Source organism: Bacillus sp. JJ634 (genome assembly GCF_036962285.1).
GTDB classification, from domain to species: Bacteria; Bacillota; Bacilli; order Bacillales; family DSM-1321; genus Peribacillus; species Peribacillus asahii_A.
The window spans coordinates 1-1,377 of sequence record NZ_JBALMU010000044.1 but is presented as its reverse complement, the minus strand read 5'-3'; the positions used below and the strand labels follow the sequence as shown (position 1 = coordinate 1,377).

General features: G+C 38.4%; 2 protein-coding genes and 3 tRNA genes. 2 read left to right on the top strand and 3 right to left on the bottom strand.

Translation table 11 applies throughout. The annotated features are described in order from the left end of the window. The first annotated feature begins 9 nt into the window (after positions 1-9). Together V7068_RS08045 and V7068_RS08040 are read left to right on the top strand one after the other, a co-directional pair. Positions 10-546, top strand: a complete 537-nt coding sequence (locus V7068_RS08045; protein WP_499712165.1) for a site-specific integrase — start codon at positions 10-12, stop codon at positions 544-546. 12 nt (positions 547-558) lie between these two features. Then, the gene (locus tag V7068_RS08040) at positions 559-753 is read left to right on the top strand and encodes a hypothetical protein (protein ID WP_127759101.1); all 195 of its coding nucleotides are present in this window, start codon (positions 559-561) and stop codon (positions 751-753) included. A gap of 362 nt (positions 754-1,115) precedes the next feature. On the opposite strand, the gene V7068_RS08035 is transcribed toward V7068_RS08040, so the two are convergent. From V7068_RS08035 to V7068_RS08025, 3 genes are all read right to left on the bottom strand, one after another. Then, positions 1,116-1,197, bottom strand: a tRNA-Leu gene (locus V7068_RS08035). Between the two features lie 5 nt (positions 1,198-1,202). Then, positions 1,203-1,276: transfer RNA gene (locus V7068_RS08030), tRNA-Cys, on the bottom strand. A 7-nt stretch (positions 1,277-1,283) separates the two neighbouring features. Then, a tRNA-Gly gene (locus V7068_RS08025) sits at positions 1,284-1,358 on the bottom strand. Positions 1,359-1,377: the final 19 nt, after the last annotated feature.

Genomic DNA, 1,377 nt, shown 5'->3' with positions numbered 1-1,377 from the left:
GAACATTTAATTGACGTTCAACCTATTAGATCATTGGAAAAATTAAATGATATGAAATGGTCGTTGAAAAGACATTGCAGTGAAAGAGACTACATATTGTTCCTATTAGGCATTAATACCGGTTTACGTGTATCTGATCTATTATCGTTAAAGGTAAAGGATATTAAAGGTAAGATGAAGGTTATTATTAAGGAAGGCAAGACAAAGAAGCCTAGAACAATACAGCTTAATAATGTATTTAATGAATTAGCAGCTTATATTGATACTGTTGATAGTGAATGGCTGTTCCCTTCACGTAAAGGTGATAAACCTATAAGTAAAATACAAGCCTATAGACAGCTTAATAAGGCCGCAGATATGGTAGACATTGAAAGTGTAGGTACTCATACCATGCGGAAAACGTTCGGGTACTGGTTCTATAAACAGAGTAAAGACGTGGCTAAATTACAAATAATCCTTAACCATTCACACCCTGAAATTACTTTAAAGTACATTGGAATTACTGATGAAGAAATAGAAGACAGCTTAAACAACTTTGTACTATAGGAGGACGGAAAAATGACACTAACTGAATACAATGCAAGATATGAATATATCATTCACAGTAATATTTCTGACAGACAAAAGGCGCTGAAATTAGCTGATTTAATGACTGATATGGAAGGACAACTAGGAAATGAAATAGGAGAACATCAGAATAAAGAAGTAAATGCTTTGTATAGAAAAGTATCTCTTCTATCCAACTTGTTATAATCGAGCTTGAGACCTTGCCTTATGTGCAAGGTTCTTTTTTTGTGCTTACTAAACCGTATAACTAAAGTCGAAATGAGGTTAATATTTCGTTTTCCTTATCGTTACTCATCCCCTTTTTGCGCGTCGTTAACGAGCCTTTAACAGAACACGCGTGGTCGGCAACTCCCTTCCTTCCCTTATACTCTCCCCTTTCCATTCTCACCTTAAATATTTCTCAAACAAAAACGAAAAAATATTTCAATTTACCGCGCTTTCGATACAACTTTTTCGTATTTATGGACTTAATCGTGTGCAGACAAAAAAAAAAGATTCCTACATTTCTGTAAGAATCCTTTTTTCTTAACTTTTCTTCGACCTATTGATACCGGTGGCCGGGGTCGAACCGGCACTCCCGAAGGAACACGATTTTGAGTCGTGCGCGTCTGCCAATTCCGCCACACCGGCATTGTTGGAGGCGGCAACCGGATTTGAACCGGTGATAAAGGTTTTGCAGACCTCTGCCTTACCACTTGGCTATGCCGCCAACTTTCTGGAGCGGAAGACGGGATTCGAACCCGCGACCCCAACCTTGGCAAGGTTGTATTCTACCACTGAACTACTTCCGCAAAAATGGCTGGGCTAGAA